Annotated in this window: 21 protein-coding genes; 11 read left to right on the top strand and 10 right to left on the bottom strand. The window is 62.1% G+C overall.

Annotated features, from left to right (window positions below):
- Window positions 1-14 precede the first annotated feature (14 nt).
- Complete coding sequence (locus HOY44_RS10410; protein ID WP_287434627.1) at window positions 15-641, top strand: alpha-ketoglutarate-dependent dioxygenase AlkB family protein; 627 nt, start codon at window positions 15-17, stop codon at window positions 639-641.
- On the opposite strand, the gene HOY44_RS10405 is transcribed toward HOY44_RS10410, so the two are convergent.
- Together HOY44_RS10405 and HOY44_RS10400 are read right to left on the bottom strand one after the other, a co-directional pair.
- Window positions 638-1240, bottom strand: a complete 603-nt coding sequence (locus HOY44_RS10405; RefSeq protein ID WP_287434626.1) for an SH3 domain-containing protein — start codon at window positions 1238-1240, stop codon at window positions 638-640. The two genes, HOY44_RS10410 and HOY44_RS10405, sit on opposite strands and share 4 nt — an antisense overlap.
- Complete coding sequence (locus HOY44_RS10400) at window positions 1237-2058, bottom strand: ABC transporter permease (protein WP_287434625.1); 822 nt, start codon at window positions 2056-2058, stop codon at window positions 1237-1239. Before HOY44_RS10400 ends, HOY44_RS10405 begins: the two co-directional genes overlap by 4 nt.
- 124 nt (window positions 2059-2182) lie before the next feature.
- Between HOY44_RS10400 and cysQ the strand changes: the two genes are divergently transcribed.
- From cysQ to HOY44_RS10365, 7 genes are all read left to right on the top strand, one after another.
- Complete coding sequence (cysQ, locus tag HOY44_RS10395; RefSeq protein WP_287434624.1) at window positions 2183-2980, top strand: 3'(2'),5'-bisphosphate nucleotidase CysQ; 798 nt, start codon at window positions 2183-2185, stop codon at window positions 2978-2980.
- A gap of 84 nt (window positions 2981-3064) precedes the next feature.
- Window positions 3065-4291 carry a glycosyltransferase family 2 protein gene (locus HOY44_RS10390; protein ID WP_287434623.1) on the top strand — a complete coding sequence of 409 codons (1227 nt, stop codon included), beginning with the start codon at window positions 3065-3067 and terminating at the stop codon, window positions 4289-4291.
- A gap of 136 nt (window positions 4292-4427) precedes the next feature.
- Window positions 4428-5324, top strand: a complete 897-nt coding sequence (gene galU, locus HOY44_RS10385) for a UTP--glucose-1-phosphate uridylyltransferase GalU (RefSeq protein ID WP_138422264.1) — start codon at window positions 4428-4430, stop codon at window positions 5322-5324.
- Window positions 5325-5334: 10 nt separating this feature from the next.
- A complete protein-coding gene (locus HOY44_RS10380) occupies window positions 5335-6555 on the top strand; it encodes a glycosyltransferase family 4 protein (protein ID WP_287434622.1) in 1221 nt (406 codons plus the stop codon).
- A 63-nt stretch (window positions 6556-6618) separates the two neighbouring features.
- Window positions 6619-7605, top strand: coding sequence for a glycosyltransferase family 2 protein (locus HOY44_RS10375; protein ID WP_008332411.1), 987 nt, complete (start codon window positions 6619-6621; stop codon window positions 7603-7605).
- Window positions 7602-9296, top strand: a complete 1695-nt coding sequence (locus HOY44_RS10370; RefSeq protein ID WP_287434621.1) for a DUF5927 domain-containing protein — start codon at window positions 7602-7604, stop codon at window positions 9294-9296. The genes HOY44_RS10375 and HOY44_RS10370 overlap by 4 nt, the downstream gene beginning before the upstream one ends.
- A 7-nt stretch (window positions 9297-9303) precedes the next feature.
- On the top strand, window positions 9304-10743 hold the full coding sequence (locus HOY44_RS10365) for a nodulation protein NodH (RefSeq protein ID WP_287434620.1): 1440 nt from the start codon (window positions 9304-9306) through the stop codon (window positions 10741-10743).
- Here HOY44_RS10365 and HOY44_RS10360 read toward each other — a convergent pair whose 3' ends face one another.
- The 3 genes from HOY44_RS10360 to HOY44_RS10350 all read right to left on the bottom strand — a co-directional run bounded on the left by HOY44_RS10360 (window position 10744) and on the right by HOY44_RS10350 (window position 12682).
- Complete coding sequence (locus HOY44_RS10360) at window positions 10744-11208, bottom strand: PTS sugar transporter subunit IIA (RefSeq protein ID WP_008332405.1); 465 nt, start codon at window positions 11206-11208, stop codon at window positions 10744-10746.
- 48 nt (window positions 11209-11256) lie between these two features.
- Window positions 11257-11832, bottom strand: a complete 576-nt coding sequence (gene hpf, locus HOY44_RS10355) for a ribosome hibernation-promoting factor, HPF/YfiA family (protein ID WP_008332404.1) — start codon at window positions 11830-11832, stop codon at window positions 11257-11259.
- 238 nt (window positions 11833-12070) lie between these two features.
- On the bottom strand, window positions 12071-12682 hold the full coding sequence (locus HOY44_RS10350) for a ribonuclease D (protein ID WP_287434619.1): 612 nt from the start codon (window positions 12680-12682) through the stop codon (window positions 12071-12073).
- Window positions 12683-12817: 135 nt separating this feature from the next.
- Between HOY44_RS10350 and HOY44_RS10345 the strand changes: the two genes are divergently transcribed.
- Genes HOY44_RS10345 through HOY44_RS10335 form a run of 3 tightly spaced genes read left to right on the top strand, consistent with a single transcriptional unit; the run spans window position 12818 to window position 16880 of the window.
- Window positions 12818-13393 (top strand): TIGR04282 family arsenosugar biosynthesis glycosyltransferase, encoded by a 576-nt coding sequence (locus HOY44_RS10345; protein ID WP_287434618.1) that lies wholly within the window; start codon window positions 12818-12820, stop codon window positions 13391-13393.
- Window positions 13394-13424: 31 nt separating this feature from the next.
- A complete protein-coding gene (rnr, locus tag HOY44_RS10340) occupies window positions 13425-15680 on the top strand; it encodes a ribonuclease R (protein WP_287434617.1) in 2256 nt (751 codons plus the stop codon).
- A gap of 33 nt (window positions 15681-15713) precedes the next feature.
- Complete coding sequence (locus tag HOY44_RS10335) at window positions 15714-16880, top strand: lytic murein transglycosylase (protein WP_287434616.1); 1167 nt, start codon at window positions 15714-15716, stop codon at window positions 16878-16880.
- Here the strand turns inward: HOY44_RS10335 and rpe are convergent.
- From rpe to HOY44_RS10310, 5 genes are read right to left on the bottom strand one after another with little or no spacing between them, the layout of a single operon-like run.
- Window positions 16877-17572 (bottom strand): ribulose-phosphate 3-epimerase, encoded by a 696-nt coding sequence (rpe, locus tag HOY44_RS10330; RefSeq protein ID WP_008332398.1) that lies wholly within the window; start codon window positions 17570-17572, stop codon window positions 16877-16879. The two genes, HOY44_RS10335 and rpe, sit on opposite strands and share 4 nt — an antisense overlap.
- A gap of 56 nt (window positions 17573-17628) precedes the next feature.
- The gene (locus tag HOY44_RS10325) at window positions 17629-17952 is read right to left on the bottom strand and encodes a YciI family protein (RefSeq protein ID WP_287434615.1); all 324 of its coding nucleotides are present in this window, start codon (window positions 17950-17952) and stop codon (window positions 17629-17631) included.
- 4 nt (window positions 17953-17956) lie between these two features.
- Window positions 17957-18631 carry an alpha/beta fold hydrolase gene (locus HOY44_RS10320; RefSeq protein WP_008332395.1) on the bottom strand — a complete coding sequence of 225 codons (675 nt, stop codon included), beginning with the start codon at window positions 18629-18631 and terminating at the stop codon, window positions 17957-17959.
- Entirely contained in the window at window positions 18631-19935 is a 1305-nt protein-coding gene (locus HOY44_RS10315) for a TRAP transporter large permease (protein ID WP_287434614.1), read from the bottom strand. Before HOY44_RS10315 ends, HOY44_RS10320 begins: the two co-directional genes overlap by 1 nt.
- Window positions 19932-20450 (bottom strand): TRAP transporter small permease, encoded by a 519-nt coding sequence (locus tag HOY44_RS10310; protein WP_138422274.1) that lies wholly within the window; start codon window positions 20448-20450, stop codon window positions 19932-19934. The genes HOY44_RS10315 and HOY44_RS10310 overlap by 4 nt, the downstream gene beginning before the upstream one ends.
- Window positions 20451-20453 lie beyond the last annotated feature (3 nt).

Genomic DNA, 20453 nt, shown 5'->3' with positions numbered 1-20453 from the left:
TCAGGGTTTTGGCAATGGATGAGCAAGGAAAGGGATTGGTGCCATCGCTGACCGTCGGCGGGGCCGCGGTCTACGAGGGTCTGATCCCTGCGGATGAGCAGGCGAAGATCGTTGCGGACCTACGCGATGTCGTTTCAGCCGCGCCGCTTTTCTCGCCCGAAACGCGGTTCGGCAAACCGATGTCGGTCGGAATGACGTCGGCCGGGAAATACGGATGGTATTCGGATCGGCGGGGCTACCGCTACGAACGCAAGCACCCGACGGGTGTGGACTGGCCGCCGATCCCGGCGCGCATCCTGAAGCTCTGGCACGCCGTGACCGGGGTGGAGCGCGAACCCGACTGCTGTCTCGTGAACTTCTACCGCGAGAAGGCGAGGATGGGTTTGCATCAGGATCGGGACGAAGCCGATTTCTCATGGCCCGTCCTGTCGATCAGCCTTGGCGATGATGGCCTGTTCCGGATCGGCGGGACCGAGCGGGGCGGCAAGACGCAGTCGGTCTGGCTGCGGTCCGGCAATGTGCTCATGCTGGGCGGTGAGGCGCGGCTGGCCTATCACGGGATCGACCGCATACGCTTCGGGACCAGCCAGCTTTTGTCCGAAGGGGGGCGGATCAACCTGACGCTGCGGGTGGTGGATTAGGGCTGGAGCGTGCAGCAGCCCGAAAACATGAAGTGCCCGCCGTTCCCGGCGCGAAGAAAATCGATCCGCCACGCGTATTGACGGTCCGACATGCCGTCCGAACACATCTCACGCGAAACGAACCCGGTGATGTCGTCCGCGACCAGTGCGCCGCGCGGGCTGTGCGGGACAGACGCGTAATATTCGGTCGGTTGAACCAGCGCCGGTTCGTCCATCCCCGGATCGGTGAAGCTGACGTCGGATTGGCCGATCTCCAGCGACCAGAACGGTTCAGTCCCGTAGCACCAAAGTGGGGTCGGGGTTTTCGAAATCGGATCCTGCCCCGCCTGCCGTTCCATATAAGCCATGGAAACCCAGCCGGTCCCCTCGCCGATATTGATCTGCCCCCATTTGCGGTCGTCGGCGAAGGCGACGACCTCGACCCCGTCACGCTCAGGTCCAAGCTCGTCCATCACCTCGGCGTTGACCGTCGGTCCGGCGCGGACGTTGAGCGTATCGTCCGCGGCCACGCCGGTCACGTCGTACAGCGCGGGCAGTTCGACGGACTGGGCAAACGCAAGCGTCGGGGCAAGGAACAGGGCGAGCAAAAGGCGTTTCATCGGCGGGCACTCCAAGACAACGACGCGTGCTTGCGCGTGTAGCTTTCACCCATGAACCCGATCACAAGCAGCACGGTCGAGACGATCAGGGGATAAAGCCAGTTCGAGTAATGCGGGTTGTAGTTGATGAACATGAACCCCCGGCATTGGTCGATGATGTGAAAAAGCGGATTCCACGAGAACAGGACGATGATGTTCCAAGGCACGGTGTTGGCCACGAACATCTTGCCGGATGCGATCATGTTGGCGCGGGCATAGATCGTCGAGCCAACGGTCGCGAACTGTGGGAACCACGGCTTGAGCGCATAGAACACCATGCCGATCCCGATGCCCGAAAACCACGCGAGAAGCAGCATCATGAAGACGCCCGCAAGATTGTGGATCGTCACGTGATTGACCGCGATGTGGTAGATGTAGACCACGACGAGCACCGACAGGATCTGGATGTAAAGCGCGCCCAGCGCATTCGACAGGATCGACACGAAGGTCGACATCGGCGCGTGCTGCATCATGGGCGAGGCGGGACCATCGGCGCCGACCACGGCACCCATCGTCTTGGTCTGCGTCATGTAAAGAAAGATGCCGGACATGATGTAGAGCAAGAAATCGCCCCGGATCATCGCGCCGCGCAGGCCGAACACGGAATACATCACGTAGAACACCGCGACCAACATCATGGTCTGGAGCATGTTGATGAACAGCCCCATGAGCGCATTGGAATGCGTCTTGCGCAGGTTGTGGACGGTCGCGTGATAGATCAGCTCGAGAAGTCCGACGATCACGGTCAGTCTGCTGGGTCGGGTGTCTACTCTGAACATCTTGCGTCCTGTGGCCTGCCCGCCAATTTTCGCTTGGAAATCTTGCTGTTCCCTTGATGCGGCAGCATAAGGGGCATGATGTGTTAATTCAATGATGCCGGAGGGTCCGGCGAGAGGAGCGGCCTTGGATTACGAAAAGCTTATGGGCGTGATGCGCCGTCTGGCGATCGAGGCGGGCGACAAGATCATGGAGATCTACGACGCCGACGATTTCGAGGTGCGCTCGAAGTCGGACGAAAGCCCGGTGACCGAAGCGGACGAGGCGGCGGATGCCCTGATCTCGGCCGGTCTGAAGAAGGCGTTTCCCGACGTGCTGGTCGTGACCGAAGAACAGGCCGACAGCCACAGCGAAAGCGCCTCGGAATTCCTGATCGTCGATCCGCTCGACGGCACCAAGGAATTCGTGAAGCGCCGCGGCGATTTCACGGTGAATATCGCCTATGTCGTCGACGGCACCCCCGTGCGCGGGGTCGTCTACGCGCCCGCCCGCAAGCGGATGTTCTACACGATGGAAGACGGCGCTTCGGTCGAGGAAACCGGTGATCTGCACCCCGACATGCCCGGCCATTGCACCCCGATCCGCGTGTCGCACCCGGACAACGGCGCCCTCATGGTCGTCGCCTCGAAATCGCACCGGGATCAGGCGACCGACGATTACATCGCGAAATACGCGGTCAAGGACATGACTAGCGCGGGGTCGAGCCTGAAGTTCTGTCTCGTCGCGACGGGTGAGGCGGACCTTTACCCACGTCTCGGGCGCACGATGGAGTGGGACACCGCCGCAGGGCATGCCGTGCTCAAGGGCGCGGGGGGTGAGGTTGTGCGCTTCGACAACCACGAGCCCCTGACCTATGGCAAACCGATCTACGAAAACCCCTTCTTCATCGCCTACGCACCGGGCGTGGAGTTGAAGTCGGCGTGACGTGAGCACCGCCACGGGACACCGACGACAAGTCCGCACCATCATGTGCGGCGGGCGGGCCGTGGCGACAAACGGGAGCGCGGCGTGACGGGCGCGATCCCCGTGTCGGTGATCGTCGTCAGCCGCGGTCGGCCCGGTTTGCTGCAACGTGCCCTCACCGGGATCGGGCAGCTTTGGTATCCGCAATTCGAAATCGTCGTCGTTGCGGACGAACAGGGTCGCGATGCCGTGGTCGGGATGGGCTGGCAGGATCGCGTCAAGCTCGCTGCCTGTGACGAAGCGAACATCTCGGTCGCGCGCAACATCGGCATCGACCGTGCGACGGGCGAGATTGTAGCCTTCATCGACGACGACGCCGTGCCGGAACCGACATGGCTTACCCACCTTTGTGACCCCTTCCGTGACCCGGAGGTCGTGCAGGTCGGCGGTTTGGTGCGGGGGCGGAACGGGATCACGTTCCAATGGCCCGTCCGCGCGGTGAACGCGCTGGGCGAGACCCGTAACCTGTCACTGGATCAGGACGCGCCGTTCACGCCCGCCGTGAAGGAAGGTGAGGCCATAAAGACCGAAGGCACGAACATGGCCGTGCGGCGCGATGTGATCACAAACCTCGGCGGCTTTGATCCCGCGTTCCGGTTCTACCTTGACGAGACCGAAGTGAACTACCGTTTGCGCGACCGAAGGACGGTGATCGTTCCCTTGGCACAGGTGCATCACGGCTATGCCGGATCGGACCGACGGCGCGCCAACCGTGGCGCATCGGACCTTACCGATATCGGGGTGTCCACGGCGGCTTTTCTGCGAAAACATGCGCCTCGAGCCGAGTGGGAAGGCGCGCTGAAGAGACTCTATTCAAGCCAGAAAGCGCGATTGATCGGACAAATGGTCGATGGCGCGCTTTCGCCTGATGTGATCGCGCCGCTTCTCGTCACGCTGGAAACCGGCATCGCAGAGGGTCGCAAAACGCCGGTTGGCGAAGCGGTGGAGTTCCCGGCCTCGCCTGAACCGTTCCTGCCCTACGCGCCGCGTTCATCGGGGCTATCGTCGGTCTTCTCCGGTCGCTCGTGGCGGCGACGAACACTTGCCATGAAAGCGAAACGAGCGGTGGCGGAGGGTGATGTCGCGACCGTATTTCGGTTCTCTCCGACAGCCCTGTCACACCGCGCTGCGTTCAACCCGGCGGGCTATTGGGAGCAATGGGGGGGATTGTTCGGTCGCTCGGTCCGTGACGGCCCATGTTTCAGATGGGCAAGCTTCAGCGCACGGGTGCAAAAAGAACAGGCAAGACTTTCCAAGGTGCGTTTCAAATAGGCAGATTGCCCAATATCTGGGTGACGTGCCCATGGGCTGAACATATGGTTGTCGCAATCGGGACCTAAGGTTCCCGCCACTGCGTTCAATTGATACGCACGTGCAGCACGGCAAGATTTCAAAAGGTGAGATCCAAATGACGAACAAGGTAACCAAGGCGATTTTCCCCGTGGCGGGGCTTGGGACGCGCTTTTTGCCCGCGACTAAGTCGATCCCCAAGGAGATCATGACGCTGGTTGACCGGCCGCTTATCCAATACGCGATCGACGAAGCCCGCGCGGCCGGGATCGAGGAGTTCATCTTCGTCACGTCACGCGGCAAGGGCTCGCTCGAGGATTACTTCGACCGTGCCCCGATCCTCGAAGAGGACCTGAAGGAAAAGGGCAAGGACAAGCTTCTCGACGTCCTGAATGCGACGAACATGGAATCGGGCGCCATCGCCTATATCCGCCAGCACAAGGCGTTGGGTCTGGGCCACGCGATCTACTGTGCGCACCGTCTGATCGGCGACGAACCGTTCGCGGTGATCCTGCCCGACGACGTCATCGCGACCAATGGCAAGTCCTGCCTGCAACAGATGGTCGAAGCCTATGAGGAAACCGGGGGCGCGATGGTCGCCTGTATGGAAGTGCCGGAAGACAAGGCGTCGTCATATGGTATCCTCGACGTCGAAAGCGAGAACGGGCGTCTGGCCAAGGTCAAGGCGATGGTCGAAAAGCCTGCAGCGGGCACCCAGCCCTCGAACCTTGCCGTGATCGGCCGCTACATCCTGACGCCGGACGTGCTGAACAACCTCGGGTCGTTCAAGAAGGGTGCAGGCGGTGAAATCCAGCTCACCGACGCGATTGCGGATGAAATCACGCAGGGCCGAGCGGTGCATGGTTATCGGTTCGATGGCCAGCGGTTCGACTGCGGGTCAAAGGCCGGATACCTGCAAGCGACCGTTTCCTTCGGGCTGGAGCGCGAAGAGTTGCACGACGAGCTTATGGAGCACCTCGAGCAGATCGTCGCGATGAAACGCGCCGCCGAATAAGGGGCGCGGATTGACCACGGGCGCGACGGGCACGGTTCGACTTCTCGACCTGTCGCGCCTTGTTTCCCGCGTCGGACGGGGCGCGTGGACCGGGATCGACCGGGTCGAAGCGGCCTATCTGCAACGACTGCTCGCCGAGGATGAGCCCCTTTTCGCGCTCGTTCGGTCCTCGTTCGGGTTCACACTTTTCGACCGGGCCGGATTACGGGCGCTCGCCGATCGGCTGTTCGGCCGCATTCCATGGGGTCAGGCCGATACGCTGTCACGTCTGTTCCTGAAGGCGCATCCCGAGAAACGGCGTGCCGAGGCCGACCTGCGCCGCCTGAGCATTGGTCGTGCGAACCGCCGTGCTTTGCCGGGTCTGTTGGAGGATACGCTTCCCGGCCCACCCTGTTGGATCAACGTCGGTCATTCCGATCTTCAGGTCAGCGTGTTCGACGCCGTGCATCGGCTGGGCGGAAAGGCCGTCGTGCTTGTCCATGACACCATTCCGCTCGACCATCCGGATTGGCAGCGCGAAGGGACGGTCGACAGTTTCCGCGCACGCATACAGCAAGTCGCGGGCAAGGCCGATCTGGTGGTTCATACGGCGCAAGCCACGCGCGGGCAGACCGAACGCCATTTCGCACGTGAGGGCAGGGTGCCGGACGGGATCGTGGCGCATCTTGGTATCGACGCACCGGTCCCCGACGACACGCAGCTTGCGGCCAATATCAGGCGGGATAGACCCTATTTCGTTGCGCTGGGCACCATCGAACCGCGCAAGAACCATGCGCTGCTCCTCGACGCTTGGGCCGAACTCGCCACCCGGTTGCCGGGTGACGATATGCCCATGCTCTACATCGTCGGATCGCGCGGTTGGCGCAATGAACCCGTCTTCGATCGGCTGGACAAAGGCCCGGCCCATGTGCGGGAGCTTGGTCCGCTTCCCGATGGCGCGGTCGCCAGCCTGCTGACCCGCGCGCAAGCCCTGCTCATGCCAAGCCTCGTCGAAGGGTTCGGCCTGCCGCCCGGCGAGGCGCTTGCGCTGGGCTGTCCCGTGATCGCCTCGGACCTTCCGGTTTATCGTGAAGTGTTTGGAAACAATCTCGTTTACCTCGATCCACACGATCTGTATTCTTGGGTGGAACAGATAAGAACATTCGCGACAAAGAACCGCGGGGCACAGGCAACGGCATCATCGCTTCCAACGTGGGATGATCACTTCAACCTTGTCTTAAAGTGCCTATGATACAGGCGACCAAGCTTGTGCGGCGTGGAAGGGGCGATTTTGGGCATTGTGCGGACATACCGATTGCGTCTCCTGCGAAAGCGCTGGCGTATTCGTGCCTTCCGCAAACGTCGCGAGATCAAGCCGATTGTCGACAAAACCGACACAATCAAGCCTCGTGACATCCTCGTCTTTTGCACTGCGCGGAACGAACGTGTGCGACTGCCGTATTTCCTGCGGTTCTATCGTGACATGGGTGTCGGGCACTTCATCTTCGTCGACAACGACAGCGACGACGGGTCTGCCGAGTATCTGGCGCAGCAACCCGATGTGTCGGTCTGGACCTCGAAAGCGAGCTACAAGCGCGCACGGTTCGGGATGGACTGGCTCAACTGGCTGATGCGGCGCCACGGGCATGGCCACTGGTGCCTGACCATCGACCCGGACGAGTTCCTCGTTTTTCCGTTCTGCGACACGAGGGGGCTGAGGGCGCTGACCGACTGGCTCGACGCGTCTTCGATCAAGAGCTTCGGGGCCATGCTGCTGGATATGTATCCGAAAGGCCCGATGGGTCGGCAGCCCTACCGCGAAGGGCAGGACCCGTTCGAGATCGCGAACTGGTTCGACGCCGGCAACTACATGATCGAGAAGAACAAGAAGTTCGGAAACCTCTGGATTCAGGGCGGTCCGCGCGCGCGCATGTTCTTTCCCGACAACCCGGCCCGCGCCCCCGCGCTGAACAAGATCCCGCTGGTCAAATGGCATCGCAACTACACCTATGTCTCGTCCACGCATAACCTGCTGCCCCGCGGTCTGAACCTCGTCTACGACGAATGGGGCGGGGAAAAGGCGTCCGGCTGCCTGCTGCACGCCAAGTTCCTCGACACTTTCGCGATCAAGGCGGCGGAGGAGTTGGAGCGCAAGCAGCACTATGCCGCCAGCCATGAATACAAGGCGTATCACGAGAAGCTCGAGGATGACCCGGACCTGTGGTGCAAGTGGTCCGAGAAATACATCAACTGGCGGCAGCTCGAAATCCTCGGGATCATGTCCAAGGGGAACTGGGCGTGACGGTCGGGTTCGCCATGCTGGTCCATACCGCGCTGGGCCGGGCAGCGCAGGTTGCGCGCCATTGGGCCAAGAACGACTGCCCGGTGGTGATCCATGTCGACAAGAAGGTGAAGCGCCGCAAATACCTTGAGCTGACGGCGAGCCTTGCAGACCTCGACAACGTCAAGTTCTGCAAACGGCACAGTTGCGACTGGGGGACATGGAGCCTTGTGGAGGCCAGCCAATCGGCCTCGGAGATGCTGCTCGCCGAATTTCCCGAGGTGCGGCACGTCTACCTCGCGTCGGGGTCGTGTCTGCCGCTTCGTCCGGTCGAGGAGATGAAGGAATACCTCGCCGAACGGCCCATGACCAATTTCATCGAAAGCGTCACGACCGAGGATGTGCCTTGGACGGTCGGCGGTCTGGATATCGAACGGTTCACGTTCAGGTTCCCGTTCTCATGGAAAAGCCAGCGCCGCGCCTTTGACTGGTACGTCAATTTTCAACGCCGATGGAAATTCAAACGGCGCATTCCCGAGGGGCTCGTGCCGCATCTGGGAAGCCAGTGGTGGTGCCTGACCCGTCAGACCCTGACCGCAATTCTCGAAGATCCGCAGCGCCCGGCGTTCGACCGCTATTTCTCGAAGGTCTGGATTCCCGACGAAAGCTATTTTCAGACCCTCGTCAGGCTCTATTCCACGAATATCGAAAGCCGCTCGCTGACGCTGAGCAAGTTCGACTTTCAGGGCAAACCGCACATTTTCTACGACGACCACATGCAGCTTCTGCGCCGGTCCGACTGTTTCGTGGCGCGAAAGATCTGGCCCGAAGCCGAAAAGCTCTACTCCGGGTTCCTGTCCGACGATGGCTCGATCTTCACGGGCGCCGAACCGAATCCGGGCAAGATCGACCGCATTTTCTCCAAGGCGGTCGAACGGCGCACAAAGGGGCGGCCGGGGCTGTACATGCAAAGCCGGTTTCCGAACGACAACTGGGAAAACGGCCTGACAACGTCGCAATATTCGGTGTTCGAGGGGTTCACCGAACTGTTCGAGGATTTCGAGGATTGGCTGGCCCGTGTCACCGGCACTCGCGTTCATGGGCATATCTTCGGCCCCGACAGGGTCGAGTTTTCCGGGGGGCAAAAGGTCTTTGCCGGCGCCCTGACCGACAGCGCGGAACTGCGCGACTACAACCCGAGGGCGTTCCTGACCAACCTGATCTGGAACACGCGGGGCGAGCGACAGTGTTTCATGTTCGGCCCGGCGGATACGCAGGATATCTCGTGGGATATCGCCAAAGACCCGAACGCTCAGATCAGCGTCATTTCCGGCGCCTGGGCCGTGCCGCTGTTCTATTCCAACGCGAACTTTTCGGAAATCCGGCGCGAAGCGGCCGCGCTGCAAAAGATCGAGGCGGTTCATCTGGAGGTGCTGCGGTCGGTCTGGACCAAGGCGCGCGTGCGGATCTGGACACTCGCCGATTTCGTGGATTCGCCGATGGAACCGCTTCAGACGATCATCGACGAGATCGGGGCGCGCAATGCCAACCGCCTGACCGAAGCGCCGCGGATGCGATCGCTTGAGGGTTTCGGACAATTCCTGCAAAACCTGAAGAATCAGGGGATGCAGCCACACCTCATGGGCGATTTCCCGACCGGGGCGAATGTGCCGTCGCGCCAGAAACCCCGCAAGCCATACCTCGTGAAGTAGGACCGCGATGGACCGCCCCTTCGATTATTTCGTCATCCTTGCCGAGATGCGCACAGGGTCGAATTTCCTCGAATCCAATCTCAACGCCTTTCCCGGCATCACCTGTTATGGCGAGGCCTATAATCCCTATCTCATCGTCGATCCCGACCGGACCGAGCTGTTCGGCTTCACCATGGCCAAGCGGGATGCCGACCCCATCGGTATGATCGAAGCGATGAAGGAAAACACGGACGGCATTCCGGGTTTCCGCCTGTTCCATGACCATGATCCGCGCGTGTTCGAGCATGTAATGGGCGATCGGCGCTGCGCCAAGATCATCCTGAACCGCAACCTCGTCGACGCATGGGTCAGCCAGCGCATCGCATGGTCTACGAAACAGTGGCAGCTTGGCGACCATGCCGACGTGAAGAAGTGGAAGGTCAAGTTCGACCCCAAGGATTTCAAGCACTTCTACTTCACGGTCAAAGACCGGCAACGCGGCATCGCGCGGCGGCTTCAGGTCGAGGGGCAGGCAGGGTTCTATATCGACTACGACGACATTCAGGACCTCAAGGTGGTCAACGGTCTCGCCAGATTTCTGGGTGAAACCGAAGAGATCAAGCACTTCTCGGGCAAGTTCAAGAAGCAGAACCCCGAGCCTTTGGCGGACAAGGTCCGCAATTTCGAAGATATCGAAAAGACGGTGAACGAGATCGACCGATACGATCTTGGCGCGCTGCCCAATTTCGAACCCCCGCGCGGCCCGTCCGTTCCGACCTATGTCACCGCCCACAAGGCGCCGTTGTGTTTCATGCCGGTGCCGGGGGCCTTGGATCAGGAAATCCGCGACTGGCTGGGCGCGATCGATGACGTCCACCGCGATGAGCTGGACACCGGCTTTACGCAGAAAGAGCTGCGGCAGTGGAAGAACCAGAACAAGGGTCACCGCAGCTTCACGGTGCTGCGCCACCCGGTCGCCCGCGCGCATTCGGTCTTCTGCCGCTACGTGCTGAACCACACACCCTGGACGATGTGGGAGCTTCGGCACGGGTTGATCGAACGATATGACCTAGACATCCCGTGGGACACGCCCATCGGTGAGGGGTATGACCGCGTGCGCCACCGCAAGGCGTTCCTGCGGTTCCTGCATTTCGTGACCGGGTCGCTCGGCGGGTCTAGCGTGCATGGGGTGGAACCGATCTGGGCGACGCAGGACAACCTCCTCCGTGGGTTTTCCGAGTTCGTGGCGCCGGATCACGTTCTGCGCGAGACGCAGATCAACGAAGGGCTGGCCGTCTTGGCGATGGAGATCGGGATCGACCCGCCGCCCTTGGGGGACGGCATCCCGGACGAGCCGTTTCCGCTGGCGTCGATCTACGACGACGAGGTGGAAAAAGCCGTGCGCGACGCATATGCGCGCGACTACATGGCTTTCGGTTTCAAGAAATGGGACCGCGACGGGCGCTGATCAGGCCGCCCGCGTGGCCTGCGCTTCCGTCAGGATGGTGTGCAGGGTCTCAGGGTCCGCATTGGCGCGCAACTTGGCCGTGACGCCCGCATCCCGCATCGTGCGGGACACGAGAGCGAGAGCTTTCAGGTGGTCGACCCCGCCGCCATCGGGCGCGAAAAGCGCGAACACCAGATCCACCGGCTGACGGTCGACGGAGTCGAAATCCACCGGCTTTTCGATCCGGAAGAAGGCCCCGACCACACGGTCGAGACCTTCGATTCTTGCATGCGGCAGAGCGATGCCGTGGCCCACGCCGGTGGGCCCGAGCGTCTCGCGTTCTTGCAGAGCGGCAAAGGCGGCGGCGTTGTCGATCCCATAGGTGGCCGACACAAGATCACCCAGATCCTGAAACAGACGTTTCTTCGAAGAAACGTTGGCGACCACCTTCACGGCGGCGGGCCGAAGGATTTCGGATAGTTCCATAAGTCCCACTTGCTGACCCGGGCCTGTTCCTGCTCTAACCTGCCAAACTCAGGCGAGGTTGCCGGGGTCGATCCAACCGATGTTTCCGTCTTCACGGCGATACACAACGTTCACGCCGTTCGATTTTTCGTTGCGGAAGACCAGAACCGGCGCATGGGCCAACTCCATCTGCATGACCGCTTCGCCAACCGAAAGCGCGGGGATCCGCGTCTCCATCTCGGCGATGATCATTGGCTCCATGCCTTCGGGTTCCGACGAGTCGGACCCATCTTCCGCGGCGAGGATATACGAGGCCCCTCCGAAAACTTCAACCGGGTCAACGCGCGCTTTGTGATGGTCTTTCAGGCGGCGTTTGTAACGGCGAAGCTGTTTCTCCATCTTTTCAGCGCATTGGTCGAAAGCCGAGTGGATATCGTGCGATTTGGCCGAGGCTTGCGCCGTCAGGCCGGTCGACAGGTGCACGATGGCCTCGCATGAGAATTCGCTCGCCACCTTGGAGAAAATCACATGCGCATCGGTCGGCCGTTCGGCGTATTTTTCGACCACGGCACCCAGTCCGTCTTTCACATAGACCTGAAGCGCCTCGCCGATGTCGATCTGCTTGCCACTGATTTGATACTGCATGTTTCCTCCTCTTGGATGGAATGCCCCCGAGCCTTAGCGCGACGCGCGCAAAGACACGAAAAAGGGACGGATTTCAGGGAGTTGTGCGAGGCGCGCCGCCCGGTTTCCCTGGGCGCATGACGTGCTGCGAGTGGTTCTCTTGCAGCACGAAACAAGTGGCGCGTACTCATGCATCAACTTCATTCAGCGCCCGATTTGAACCCATGTCAATCCACATAAGATGCTGCGAACGCAGCCTTTAGTGAGTGAAGATGTCGGTATCCGGCCAACCGGCCAGATCGAGCTGCGCACGCGCGGGCAGGAAGTCGAAGCAGGCCTGAGCAAGCTCCGCCCGGCCTTCGCGGGCAAGCCGCCCGTCCAGCTTTTCGCGCAGGCGATGCAGGTAAAGAACGTCGGATGCGGCATAGTCGAGTTGCGCTTCGGTCAGTTCCCTCGCGCCCCAGTCGGTCTGCTGCTGATACTTGGAGATATCGATTCGGAGGATCTCTTCGAGCAGGGTCTTAAGGCCGTGCCGGTCCGTGTAGGTTCGGATCAGCTTGGATGCGATCTTGGTGCAATAGACCGGCGCGGTGACGACCCCGAACGCATTGAGCAGGGCGGCGATATCGAATCTGCCGTAGTGAAAGATCTTCAGGACGTTCGGATCGGAGAGCATCGCGGTCAAATTCGGCGCCTCGGTCTGTCCCCGTTCGACCTGCACCATATGTGCGTGGCCGTCACCGCCCGACATCTGAACGACGCAAAGCCTGTCCCGGTGGGGGTTCAGGCCCATCGTCTCGCAATCGATGGCCACAACGGGGCCGAGTTTGAGCCCGTCCGGCAGATCGCGTTTGTAAAGATGGTTCGCCATGGGAGCCTCCGTTTCCTTCGTGATACGGCGCGCGGTTCTGCGGATCAACTCCGGCGCCCGGCCGCGACCTGCGTCTTTCCGCTGGCTGTTCCGGCGGAACCATGCCTCATTGGCGGTCCGAATGGAGGTCGGCATATGGCCGCGCACACGCTTGTCATCATGTGCAAGGAACCGCGACCGGGTCTGGTCAAGACGCGGCTGGCTGCGGATATCGGCGCTTTGCCCGCAGCACTCTGGGTTCGCCACCGGATCGCAACCATGGTTCGCACGCTTGCGCATGAGCGCTGGACGGTCGTGCTGGCGGTCGCGCCGGACCGCGCCATGACGTCGGCTCTGCTTCCACATGCCCTCCGCATTCCACAGGGACCGGGTGACTTAGGTGATCGCATGGCGCGTGCGTTCAGGGTGGCCCCGCCCGGCCCGGTGCTTGTCGTCGGCACGGATATCCCCGGACTGACCCGCGATCACGTCGCACGGGGGTTCGAGTTGATCGCGCGGCACAAGGCGGTGATCGGTCCCGCAAGCGACGGGGGTTTCTGGGCCATTGGCCTCGACACCCGGCGGCCCATTCCGGCAAACCTGTTCCACGGTGTCCGCTGGTCCACGGAAAACGCCCTGTCCGACACGCTGGCGACCTGCCCGCCGCCTGCCTACCTGCCTATGCTGGATGACGTCGACACGGCCTCCGACCTCGCACGACTTTCCGACTGACGGCCTCGTGGCGCCGTGATACGCCGATGACATGGCACGTATTCCCAGCAAAGAGGAAATCCTCGCGTGGATTTCCGAGAACCCGACCCAGACCTCCAAGCGCGACATCGCGCGGGCCTTCGGCATCAAGGGGCAGGACAGGATCGACCTGAAGCGCCTGCTCAAGGAGCTTGAGGCGGAGGGGCATCTGGAAAAGCGGAAAAAGACCTATCGCGATCCGGACAAACTGCCGCCAGTTTCCATCCTCGAAGTGTCCGAGATCACACCCGACGGCGACATCTTCGCCGACCCGCTGGAGTGGCAGGGGGAGGGCGACAAGCCGCGCGTGTTGTACGTGGCAAAGCAAGGCGATCCCGCGCTGAAGAAGGGCGACCGCCTGTTGTGTCGGATGACCGAGGTGGATGGCGGCGACCACGACTACGAGGCGCGGCTCATTCGCAGGATCGGCGAGAACGCCCGCCGCATCCTTGGCATTTACCGCAAAGGCCACGAAGGCGGGCGGATCATTCCCATCGACAAGGGGTCGGACAAGGAATGGATGGTGCAGGAAGGTGCCGTGAACGGTGCCACGGACGGTGAGCTGGTCGAGGCCAAGCAATCCGGCCCGAAAGGCCAGATGGGCCTACCGCGCGCGCAGATCGTCGCGCGTCTGGGCGACCCCACCGCGCCGCGCGCCGTCTCGCTCATCGCGATTCACCAGCACGGCATTCCCGATGAATTCCCGGATGAGGTGATCGCGGAAGCCGACAAGATGAAGCCCGCGGGACTGAAGGGGCGTGAAGATCTGCGTCACCTGCCGCTCATCACCATCGATCCGCATGATGCCCGCGACCACGACGATGCGGTCTATGCCCATCCCGACGACAACCCGAAGAACCCCGGAGGTTTCGTCATCTGGGTCGCCATTGCGGATGTGGCCCATTACGTCACGCCGGGGTCCGCCCTGGACCGTGAAGCGCGCAAACGCGGCAACTCCAGCTATTTCCCCGACCGGGTTGTTCCGATGCTGCCGGACCGGCTGTCCGGCGATCTCTGTTCGTTGCACGAAGGCGTGCCGCGTGCCGTGCTGGCGGCCCGGATCGTCATCGACGCGCAGGGGGAAAAGAAAAGCCATTCGTTCATTCGCGGCCTGATGCAATCTCACGCCTCTCTGAACTACGGCGAAGTGCAGCAGGCGCAGGACGGCAGCCCGAACGACAAGGTCGCGCCGTTCATGGATGAGGTCATTACGCCGCTTTACGACGCCTACTATGCCCTGCGCCGGGCGCGCGAGGCGCGTCAGCCGCTCGACCTCGATCTGCCGGAGCGCAAGATCGTGCTCTCGGACGAAGGCAAGGTCGAAAGCGTGCGGTTCGCCGAACGGTTCGACGCCCACAGGCTGATCGAAGAAATGATGGTTCTGGCTAACGTCGCCGCGGCCGAGGAACTCAACCGTCTGGGCCGCCCGCTTCTGTATCGGGTGCACGAGGAACCATCGCAGGAAAAACTCGAAGCCTTGCGGGAGGTGGCGCAAGCCTCGGGCTTCACGCTGGCGAAAGGGCAGGTGCTTCAGACCCGGCACCTGAACCAGCTTCTGTCTCAGGCCGAAGGCAGCGAATTCGACGAACTCATCAATATGTCGACGCTGCGGTCGATGACGCAGGCCTATTACTTCCCGCAGAACTTCGGCCACTTCGGTCTGGCGTTGAAGAACTACGCGCATTTCACTTCGCCGATCCGCCGGTATTCCGACCTCATCGTGCACCGCGCGCTGATCTCGGGGCACAACTGGGGCACCGATGGTCTGTCGCAGGACGACATCGACCAGTTGGAGGCGACGGCGACCCATATCTCGCAGACCGAGCGGCGGTCGATGGAAGCGGAACGCGATACGACCGACCGTTACCTTGCCGCCTTCCTGTCGGATCGTGTCGGCAACGAGATGACCGGGCGCATCGCGGGTGTCCAACGATTCGGGATTTTCGTCAGGCTCGATGAAACAGGCGCCGATGGATTAGTGCCGGTTTCGAGCATCGGGGCGGAATATTTCCGCTACGAAGAGCCGTCGCAGAGCCTTGTCGGCGAACGCTCCGGATTGGAGCTGACGGTCGGCCTTCCGGTCCTTGTCAGGCTTTCGGAAGCGGTGCCTGTGACAGGTGGTCTCATGTTCCAGCTTCTTGAAGTTGCTGGCAAACCTGTCAAAACGACAGGTCGCACCCCGGGCGGGAAAGGCGTAAGGAGGAAACCTGCGCGAGCCGGAAAAAAATCAGCGAAAACACGTGCCAAGGTGCGTCGAACGCGGAAATAAGAACGTCGCTCCGGCGACGCGAGGAGTTGGAGCATGATCGTCCCGCAATCTGACATAAGTCAGGCGGATTTCCGTGACTGGATTGCGCGCGTGGTTCGCCCGCGCGCGCTGGGTCGCATGATCCAGGCAGGCGTTTTCGACAAGGCGATGGGGTCCGCGCAGTTCCTGCCCGATGTCGTCGAACGGCAGATGAACCAGTCGGAATTCGTCCTGCCGATCTGGGAATACCTCGACATCGCTGCATCGGAGGAGCGTGTCCGCAATGGCCGCACCGCCCTTCGCAAGCGCCGGGAACTGTTCATCGAGATCGAGCGCCGGTTCGGGGTCGAACCCGAAGTCGTCGCCGCGATCTGGGGGCTGGAATCCGGCTATGGCGTGAACCGGGGTTCGGTGCCCATCCTGTCCGCCCTTGCGACGCTGGCGTGGCGCGGAAGCCGGCAGGCGTTTTTCGAGGATGAACTGGTCGCAGCCCTGCGTATCCTTCAATCCGGCCACACGACGCCCGAAAAGATGGTCGGGTCATGGGCGGGTGCGATGGGTCACGGGCAATTCATGCCGTCGAGCTTTCTGAACTTCGCCGTCGATTTCGATGGCGACGGGCGCAAGAACATCTGGTCGAACGACCCGACCGACGCGGTAGCGTCCATCGCGAATTACCTGTCCAAGCACGGATGGCGGCGGGGGCAGCCGTGGGGCTACGAGGTGTCGTTGCCGGAAGGGTTCGACTATGCGCTCGTCGGGATGGATCAGGCGCATGGCGCCCTGTTCTGGGATGATCGCGGCGTTCGGACCGTGACGGGGGACAGGCTGCCGGATTACGGCGTCGGATCGATCCTGCTGCCGGCAGGGGCGCGGGGTGTGGCCGTCATGCTTTTGCGCAATGCCCATGCGCTTCTTCGCTACAACAATGCCGAAGCCTATGTGCTGGGGGTCGGTGTGCTGGCGGACCGGATCGGTGGCCACAAGGGGCTGGTGCAACCCTGGCCTTTCGACGATCGCGTTCTGACCCGCAGCGAGGTGCGCGAGGCGCAGGAACTGCTCAGCGATCTTGGCTATTCGACGCAGGGCGTCGATGGAATGCGCGGCCCCAACACGGGCCGTGCCGTGCGCGCTTTCCAGACCGATGAAGGGCTGGTGCCCGACGGTTACCTGTCGGGCACGGTCCTCGACCTTCTGCGCGAAAAAGGCGGCGCGGCTTAGGCTGCCTTGCGCGCGCCTTCGGCCGCCGCGCGGATGGCGCGGATATTGTCGCCGTAAACGTCCGGATTGCCCACCGAGCCGCCCTTGAACACGGCGGACCCGGCGACGAGCGCGTCTGCACCCGCCTCGACCACCAAGGGGGCCGTCGTCGGATCGACGCCACCGTCGATTTCGATGTGGACCGGACGATCACCGATCATCTCACGCAGGCGGCGCACCTTGGCGGTCATGTCGATGAACTTCTGACCGCCGAAACCGGGGTTTACGGTCATCACGCAAATGAGGTCGGTCAGATCCAGCAGGTGCTCGACCGCGTCCGCCGGCGTGCCGGGGTTAAGCGCGACGCCCGCCTTCATTCCCGCGCCCCGAATGGCCTGAAGCGTCCGGTGGGTGTGCGGCCCGGCCTCGATATGCGCGGTCAGGATATCGGCCCCGGCCTCGGCATAGGCGTCGATGTAGGGGTCGACTGGCGCGATCATGAGGTGGACGTCCATGACGGTTTTCACGTGCGGGCGGAACGCTTTGACGGCGGGCGGGCCGAAGGTGAGGTTCGGCACGAAATGCCCGTCCATCACGTCGACATGCACCCAGTCCGCGCCCTGCGCTTCGATCGCGCGGATTTCCTCGCCGAAGTTGGCGAAGTCGGCGGACAGGATCGACGGGGCGATCTTGATGGAACGGTCGAAAGTCATGGCAGGCCTCACGTGCGGTTTCCCTGCACATAGCGCCCCGGCCCGTGTGGGTCCAGTTACGGAATCGCGGGACTCATGCGCTCCGATATGCGCTGGGCCTGAAAACCGTCCGCCAGACGGGTCAGTTTGAGGTCTGCGACGACCCCCTGCGCGTAGAACGGGTCGCCTTCTGCAAAGGTGCGAGCATCCGCAAGCGTGGCGGCCTCCAGCACGCCCCAATGACCGATCGCGTCCCCGTCGTCATTCCAAAGCGCCGAGCCGATCAGGACCGAGCACAGCCCATGCCCCCCGGATCCGACCCAATCGCGGTGATCGGGTCGCAGGCGGTCCCGCTCGTCCTGTTTGCCGGGGTGGTGGATGTTTTCCATGAGAAAAAACATAAGGTTACCCTTTCAGAAACGGCACCAGAAGGTCCGCGACCTCGTTCGGGCGCTCGACAGGCGCGAAATGGCCGGCCTCTTCGATGATCTCCAGCCGCACGTCGGGTATCAGCTTCACCATCTCCTCGTGCTGTTCGACGGGCGACCACGCATCCTGCCGCCCGACCATCACCAGCGTCGGACAGGCGATCTGATCCAGATACGCCGAGGCATCGGGCCTGTGCACCAAAGCATGAATTTGCCGTTCATGTTGCTCAGGCGTCTTGCGCAGGACCATCTCGGTCAAAGCGCCCATGAGCGTCGGCGTCTGGTTCGGTTCATACACCATCGGCGGCAACCATCGGTCGGCCAAGGCCTGCATCCCGTGTTCATGGGCATAGGCCACGATGTCCGCCCGCTTCTCGGTCTCGCCGTCCTTGAGCGGCCCGAAACCCGTGTCGAGAAGCGCGAGTTTGCGCACGCGCCCGGGTGCGATCCGCGCCATTTCCATCGCGACGCGGGCCCCCATCGAATGCCCGGCGACCTCGAGCGGCCCTTCGGCGATGGCAAGGCAATCGACCGCCATCTGCTCGATCCGGTCCTGCGACGAGACTTCGGCCACGTAAGCGGGCATTCTGGCGGTGACGGGTTCCCAGCAGAACCCGTCACACAGCAGGCCGGGGATCAGGATCGCGGTCATCAGTTAATCATCGTGTCCGGCAGGATCAGCGAAATCTGCGGGAAGGCGACGAGGATGATGAGCGTGATGAACATGGCCAGCCAGAACGGTGCCACGCCCCGGAACATCCGTCCGAGCGACACGTTCGGCGCCACGCTTTTCACGATGAACACGTTCAATCCCACGGGCGGCGAGATCAGGCCCATCTCCAGCGTCAGAACGACCAGCACACCGAACCAGATCGGGTCGATGCCAAGCTGCTGCACCACCGGGAAGAAAATGGGCATCGACAGCACCATCATCGCGAACCCTTCGAGGAAGCAGCCGAGGATCAGATAGATCAGCAGCATGATCGACAAGACGCCAAGCGTGGAGATGTCGGCGGTTTCCAGGAATCCTCCAAGCCATTGCGGAATGTGGCTGAGGGCGAGGAAGGTCTTGATCATGTAGGCCGAGATCAGGATCAGCATGACCGTCGCGGTGGTCACGACGCTGTCCTGCGCGGCTTTCCAGAACGTCTTGAGCGTCAGTTTGCCGGACAGTGCGCCGATCAGGATGATAAGGCCCGCGCCGACCGCCGAGGCTTCGACGGGCGAGAAGATGCCGGTGTAGATGCCGCCGATGGTCAGCACGATGACCAGCAGGATCGGGGCCGCGCCACCCGTCGACCGCATCTTGTCGGACAGGGTCGTTTTCGGGCCTTTCGGACCCATCTCCGGCTTGAACCACGTGATGACGAGGATCGTCAGGATGAACATGGACAAAAGCAGAAGGCCGGGCAGAACACCGGCAAGGAACAGGCGGCCGATGGATTGCTGCGTCAGCAGCGCATAGATCACGAACCCGGTCGAAGGCGGGATCAGAATGCCGAGCGTCCCGCCGGCCGCAACCACGCCCGTCGACAGGCGGTTGTCGTATTTGAACCGCTCCATCTCCGACAGCGACACGCGCCCGATGGTCAGGGCCGACGCGACGGACGAGCCGGACAGGGCGGCGAACCCGCCACAGGCGACGACGGTGGCCGAGGCCAGACCGCCCCGGATCGATCCGATCCAGGCATAGGCGGCATCGTAAAGCTTACGGCTCATCCCGGTTTCGGTGGCCACGTTGCCCATCAGGATGAAGAGCGGCACGACGACAAGTTCCACGGTCGCGGCAAGCGAAAAGCTGTCCGAGGCGAGCTGGCTCATCGCCGCCTGCGGCGAGTTCAGGATCATGTTGCCGATGAACCCGACGGTGAACATGGCGAAGGCTACGGGGATGCGCAGCCCGAGCAGGACGAACAACGCCACCAGCCCGAGCAGGCCGATCAGTTCAACGCTCATGCGTGGCCTCGCGATTCTTGACCGTTGTCGCCGGTCAGGACCAATCCGATCGCGCGCAGGATCATCCCGAGGGCGGTGATGATCGACATGACGACGATAGCGCCTTTGAACCAGTCGAATTGAAGGTCAATGATGTTGGTTTTCTGAACGACACCAAGCTGGAACCGCATCAGGTAGATCGAAGACCAGGTGGTCCAGGCGATCCCGATGAAGATCACCGCGCCGATGACGGCCGAGGCGAAATCGCCGGCCCAGATCATCCAGCGTGGCATGGCGTTTTCAAGAAGGTCGACGTTCACATGACCGCCGATCTTGTCGCACAGCGCCATGCCGCCGAACACGATCAGGACCATGCTCATCTGGCTGATGTCCTGCGCTCCGGTCAGGGGGCTGCCGAAGAAACGGCCGATGACGTCGATCAGGATCACCACCACCTCGATGACGAGGCCGATGGTGCCGACAAGGGCAGACAGGCGAATAAGCCCGTCTGCCCAGGTGCTTACGCGTGCGCCCAAGGC

Origin of the sequence: Maritimibacter sp. (assembly GCF_016774595.1) — a bacterium.
Taxonomy (GTDB): Bacteria; Pseudomonadota; Alphaproteobacteria; order Rhodobacterales; family Rhodobacteraceae; genus Maritimibacter; species Maritimibacter alkaliphilus.
This window is presented reverse-complemented; position numbering and strand designations above follow the sequence as displayed.

Excerpts from the sequence above, each read along its gene's own strand:
- HOY44_RS10410 (WP_287434627.1), top strand. The coding sequence starts at position 15 with ATGGATGAGCAAGGAAAGGGATTGGTGCCATCGCTGACCGTCGGCGGG.
- HOY44_RS10405 (WP_287434626.1), bottom strand. The coding sequence starts at position 1,240 with ATGAAACGCCTTTTGCTCGCCCTGTTCCTTGCCCCGACGCTTGCGTTT.
- HOY44_RS10400 (WP_287434625.1), bottom strand. The coding sequence starts at position 2,058 with ATGTTCAGAGTAGACACCCGACCCAGCAGACTGACCGTGATCGTCGGA.
- galU (WP_138422264.1), top strand. The coding sequence starts at position 4,428 with ATGACGAACAAGGTAACCAAGGCGATTTTCCCCGTGGCGGGGCTTGGG.
- HOY44_RS10365 (WP_287434620.1), top strand. The coding sequence starts at position 9,304 with ATGGACCGCCCCTTCGATTATTTCGTCATCCTTGCCGAGATGCGCACA.
- HOY44_RS10360 (WP_008332405.1), bottom strand. The coding sequence starts at position 11,208 with ATGGAACTATCCGAAATCCTTCGGCCCGCCGCCGTGAAGGTGGTCGCC.
- hpf (WP_008332404.1), bottom strand. The coding sequence starts at position 11,832 with ATGCAGTATCAAATCAGTGGCAAGCAGATCGACATCGGCGAGGCGCTT.
- HOY44_RS10350 (WP_287434619.1), bottom strand. The coding sequence starts at position 12,682 with ATGGCGAACCATCTTTACAAACGCGATCTGCCGGACGGGCTCAAACTC.
- HOY44_RS10345 (WP_287434618.1), top strand. The coding sequence starts at position 12,818 with ATGGCCGCGCACACGCTTGTCATCATGTGCAAGGAACCGCGACCGGGT.
- rnr (WP_287434617.1), top strand. The coding sequence starts at position 13,425 with ATGGCACGTATTCCCAGCAAAGAGGAAATCCTCGCGTGGATTTCCGAG.
- HOY44_RS10335 (WP_287434616.1), top strand. The coding sequence starts at position 15,714 with ATGATCGTCCCGCAATCTGACATAAGTCAGGCGGATTTCCGTGACTGG.
- rpe (WP_008332398.1), bottom strand. The coding sequence starts at position 17,572 with ATGACTTTCGACCGTTCCATCAAGATCGCCCCGTCGATCCTGTCCGCC.
- HOY44_RS10325 (WP_287434615.1), bottom strand. The coding sequence starts at position 17,952 with ATGTTTTTTCTCATGGAAAACATCCACCACCCCGGCAAACAGGACGAG.
- HOY44_RS10320 (WP_008332395.1), bottom strand. The coding sequence starts at position 18,631 with ATGACCGCGATCCTGATCCCCGGCCTGCTGTGTGACGGGTTCTGCTGG.
- HOY44_RS10315 (WP_287434614.1), bottom strand. The coding sequence starts at position 19,935 with ATGAGCGTTGAACTGATCGGCCTGCTCGGGCTGGTGGCGTTGTTCGTC.